The sequence below is a fragment of the Aquimarina macrocephali JAMB N27 genome, assembly GCF_000520995.1.
GTDB classification, from domain to species: domain Bacteria; phylum Bacteroidota; class Bacteroidia; order Flavobacteriales; family Flavobacteriaceae; genus Aquimarina; species Aquimarina macrocephali.
In genome coordinates, this window is the sequence record NZ_JACA01000086.1 from 1 (window position 1) to 5,046 (window position 5,046).

Here is a 5,046-nt window from a genome sequence, read left to right on the forward strand (position 1 = left end):
ATCGCCAAACAAAACATACACTTAACGTTACCAACAAGCGAAAAAAGAGCCAACCGCACAAATAGCACATTTGGTTTTTGCCGACACGAAAGCCTACGCAGAAAAAACCAAAAGAGCTATTTTTTGCCACCGCTCACCGAGAATAATGAGAATTGAAATATGACAATAGAAAATTACATTGACAACATAAATCAGAGGTACAAACTCGGAAACGCAACAGAACATACATTTAGAGGCGACTTGCAACAACTTATTGAAAGTTTAGTGCCTGAAGTTAGAGCTACCAACGAACCGAAAAGACAATCCTGCGGAGCACCTGACTACATCTTGACTAAAAAAGATATTCCTGTAGGATTTATTGAAGCAAAAGACTTAGGCGACAAAGACCTTGAAGGAAAAAAGAAATCGGTAAACAAAGAACAATTTGACCGATACAAAGCATCATTAGATAATCTGATTTTCACAGATTACATAGATTTTCATTTGTACAATGATGGAGAATTTGTTACTAAAATCGCCATTGCAGAAATAACTGAAAAAGGGATTGTTGCACTACCTCAAAATTTTGCAAGGTTTGAAAATCTTATCAAAGACTTTTGTACTCACATTGGACAAAACATAAAAAGCTCAAAAAAATTAGCAGAAATGATGGCGGGCAAAGCCCGCCTTCTTTCTGATGTTATTGAAAAGGCTTTGACCAGTGATGAAGACAATCAAGAAGATAGTACTTTGAAAGAGCAAATGACTGCTTTTAAAAGTATTCTGATTCACGACATTACACCAAAAGGATTTGCAGACGTTTATGCTCAAACCATTGCTTACGGAATGTTTGCTGCTCGATTGCACGACCCAACTTTAGATACATTTAGCAGACAAGAAGCGGCAGAATTGATTCCTAAATCAAATCCGTTTTTAAGAAAATTGTTTGGCTACATAGCTGGACCAGATATTGACGACCGAATTAAATGGATTGTAGATAATCTTACCGAAATATTTTTAGCCTGTAACGTTGAAGAAATTCTAAAAAACTACGGAAAGACAACAAAAATGGAAGACCCAATTATCCATTTTTATGAAACTTTCTTGGCAGAATATGACCCAAAGCTAAGAAAAGCAAGAGGTGTTTGGTACACTCCTGCCCCAGTTGTAAATTTCATTGTACGTGCAGTTGATGATATTCTAAAAACAGAATTTGATTTATCACAAGGGTTGGCAGACACTTCAAAAACAAAAATTACTGTAAATACACAAACTCCTGATAAGCGTTCTGCAACAGGTTACAAACAAATGGAACAAGAAGTACATAAAGTACAAATTCTTGACCCAGCTACAGGAACAGGAACTTTTTTAGCAGAAGTAATAAAACACGTAAACAAGAAATTCAAAGGACAAGAAGGAATTTGGAGCGGTTACGTAGAAAATCATTTGCTCCCACGATTAAACGGTTTTGAATTGCTAATGGCAAGTTATGCAATGGCTCATTTGCAATTGGATTTATTACTAAAAGAAACAGGGTTTAAAGCTACTTCCAACCAACGAACAAGGGTTTACTTGACTAATAGTTTAGAAGAATACCATCCAGACACAGGAACTTTATTTGCCAATTGGTTAAGTAGTGAAGCAAATGAGGCTAATCATATTAAACGTGACAGTCCAGTAATGTGCATTATTGGAAATCCCCCTTACAGTGGCGAAAGTGCTAATAAAGGAGATTGGATTATGGATTTAATGCAAGACTACAAAAAAGAGCCTGGAGGAAAGGAGAAACTAAAAGAACAAAACTCGAAATTCATCAATGATGATTATGTAAAGTTTTTACGTTACGGACAGCATTTCATTGAGAAAAATGGAAGCGGTGTTTTGGCTTTTATTAATCCCCACGGATTTTTGGACAATCCTACTTTTAGAGGAATGCGTTGGCATTTGCTAAAGACATACGATAAGATATATACAATTGATTTACACGGTAACAACAAGAAAAAAGAGACTGCACCTGATGGCTCTGCTGATGTAAATGTATTCGATATTGAACAAGGCGTATCAATAAACTTTTTTATCAAAACAGGTAAGAAAAAAGCCAATGAACTTGGAAAAGTTTATCATCACGATTTATTTGGAAAACGAGAAGATAAATATGATTTTCTAATCAAGAATAATTTAAAATCAACACCATACAAAGAACTTAAAATTGCTAAACCAAATTATTTTTTCAAATTCATAGATTTTGAACAAGAAAAACAATACAATGAAGGGTTTTCTATTCCTAAATTATTTCCTTTAAATTCTCTTGGTCTACTAACTAAAAGAGATAATCTTTCTGTCGGATTTAATTCGCAAGAATTGACGACCAAAATAAAGTTTTTTTTAGACGATAATAAATCTGCTGAAGAAGTCTGTAATCATTTCAATTTAGTTATTAAAGACAAAGATAAATGGGATGCACAACAAACAAAATCAAATGTTTCTCAATCAGACGTTTCATCACAAATAAGAGATATTCAATACAGACCATTTGATAATCGAAAGGTTTTTTATAATCCTTATTTTGTTGCAAGACCAAACCCAAAAGTATTAAGTCATTTTATAAATGATAATGCTGGTTTAATAATTTGCAGGCAAGGTCAAGCAGTCGGAGGTGGAGAATGGAATGTTGTTTTCACCTGTAAATATCTAACAGACCAAAACATTTATAGAAGAGGAGGAGGAACAATCTTTCCATTATATATCTATCCTGAAAACAGCGAACAACAAACAATTGAAGAATCAGCAGAAAGGAAACCAAATCTAAATCAAGAAATTGTAAATGAAATTGCTAAAAAATTAGATTTAACGTTTACAAATGAAAAAGAGATAACAGAAAATACTTTTGCTCCAATAGATATTTTAAATTTCATTTACGCTATTCTCCATTCAAGAAAATACAGAGAAAAATATAAGGAGTTCTTAAAAACAGATTACCCAAAAATTCCATACCCAAAAGACAAAAACAAGTTTTGGGAATTGGTGAAATTAGGTGGAGAAATCAGACAAATTCACTTATTGGAATCTCCAAAAGTGGAAGATTACATTACAACTTATCCAAAAGGCGGAGATAATACCGTTACAACTAAAATTGGGAAGAAAGATTGGGAATTATTTGATGAAGAAAAGCAATTGGGCAGAATATGGATAAATGAAGAACAGTATTTTGACAGTATTCCACTAACTGCTTGGGAATTTTACATTGGCGGTTATCAACCAGCTCAAAAATGGCTAAAAGACCGTAAAGAAAGAACCTTAGAGTTTGATGATATTTTACATTATCAAAAAATTATTGTCGCTCTTTCCGAAACGGAGAGGCTAATGAAAGAGATTGATAAAATTGAGATTCAATGATTGATGAGCTAAATAAAGAAGCATTTGAATTAATCAATTTGGTCGTTTCTAAACCAAAAGAAATTCCTAAAGAGAGAACTGAATTAGTTGGTTCATCAAAAGAAAGGGGATTTAATGATTGGTCTGATAAACTCGTTGGAGCAATGGTTGAAAAAGCCACAGACCACGCGGGAAAAACAGTTGAAATTTATTTGGTTGATGAAAACGGTAGCTATGGATTTGATAAAGAACAGTACTCAAGATTTAACAAACTCATTCAAAATCTTCATTCAACAGAGCAACTGAATCATAAAGTTTCATCAAAATTCATTGAAGCTGAATCATTTAATTGGATTATTGATGTTTACAAAAAACAACAAGCAGACAGTAATCTATATGATTTTCTAACAACAAAAGCAGATGCAGAAGTAAAACCACATACGTTTTATTTTCCGGTCTTAAATCTTGAAATTGAAAAACCCTTTAAAATTGGAAATGCTGAGTTTACTTACTTCACAAAAGAATATTTTGACAAATTATATCAGACCTTAAAAGCAAAAGACGAGACTTATACAGAAGAAAACTTTCAGCAAATATTTAGAAAGGACTTTCAAGGTCAGGTACTCACCAAAGTAACCGTTACAGCTGAAAGGGACAAAGCAGAAGAAATTGCTAAACAAGATTCAGAAATTGCGGTGGATGTATTAAAACTTTATAGTGAATCGGCAATTGTCCCAGAAAGAAAAACAATGTTTGACCTTAACTACAAATTAGGTTATCAAGTACAATCCAATTTTCTTACGCAAAAACCCAATGAAAGAGATAGTTTGGCAATAAGCATCCAATTCAACAACCATCCTTTGAATATTACACATAGTCTTTATCAATCCGCTTATCAAAGTGGTCTAAAAATATTCTCAGATTACATTTCTCTAAGAAAATCAAACGAGCTTCACGAAATTATAATCCAATCAATTCATTTATTTGGCTCGGCAATATCAAATTGGGATTTGCATTTCAGATGTGTGAATTTGATAACAATTTTAGAAAGTATTTTTCTTAAAGCAGATGAATCGAATGATATGGAGCGTAAAACAAAGGCTCGTTTATCCAAAGCTTTAACAAATAAGCACCAAGATAAAGAAAGGATAAAAACCATCTTTTCAAATATTTATCAGGTAAGACATAAAATGATTCATAAAGCAAGAAGAATAGAAATTGACACCAAGGAATTATCAGAAGCCCAAATGAATATGATAAACCTGTTTCTTAGACTTATTGAGTTGAATACCAAGTTTGGGTTTACAGACAAAGAAACTTTAATACAAAAATTAAACGAAATTAAAAGCTAATCAGAATGCCAACGCATAAAGCCATACACATTGTCAAGTCGCTCAAAAGCCAGCCTCACAAGCCAAAACTTGTCAATAAGTATGTCTTTGCCAACGCTACAAACAGAACGGAAAAACAGCCAGTTGGTAACACTGTATATAGCCAATAGGGCGTTTAGAGCTTAATTAAGGTTTGGTGCTTTTAATAAAGTCCGCCAAGCTAAAATTTATGATATTGAAAAGAAAATTAAATATAAAAATGTTTAGCTTGGCTAAGTGCAAGTTTGAAAGTTCAATGCTTTCTACTGCCCTACTGTCCATATACTAACCGTTAGCAGCAATATAAAAATCGTATTTTAAA

2 protein-coding genes are annotated in these 5,046 nt (G+C 33.0%); both read left to right on the plus strand.

Annotated elements, in window-relative coordinates; all coding sequences use genetic code 11:
• Positions 1 to 159 precede the first annotated feature (159 nt).
• Complete coding sequence (locus Z054_RS0127060) at positions 160 to 3,375, plus strand: type ISP restriction/modification enzyme (RefSeq protein WP_024773100.1); 3,216 nt, start codon at positions 160 to 162, stop codon at positions 3,373 to 3,375.
• Positions 3,372 to 4,706 carry a HEPN domain-containing protein gene (locus Z054_RS0127065; protein ID WP_024773101.1) on the plus strand — a complete coding sequence of 445 codons (1,335 nt, stop codon included), beginning with the start codon at positions 3,372 to 3,374 and terminating at the stop codon, positions 4,704 to 4,706. The genes Z054_RS0127060 and Z054_RS0127065 overlap by 4 nt, the downstream gene beginning before the upstream one ends.
• Positions 4,707 to 5,046 lie beyond the last annotated feature (340 nt).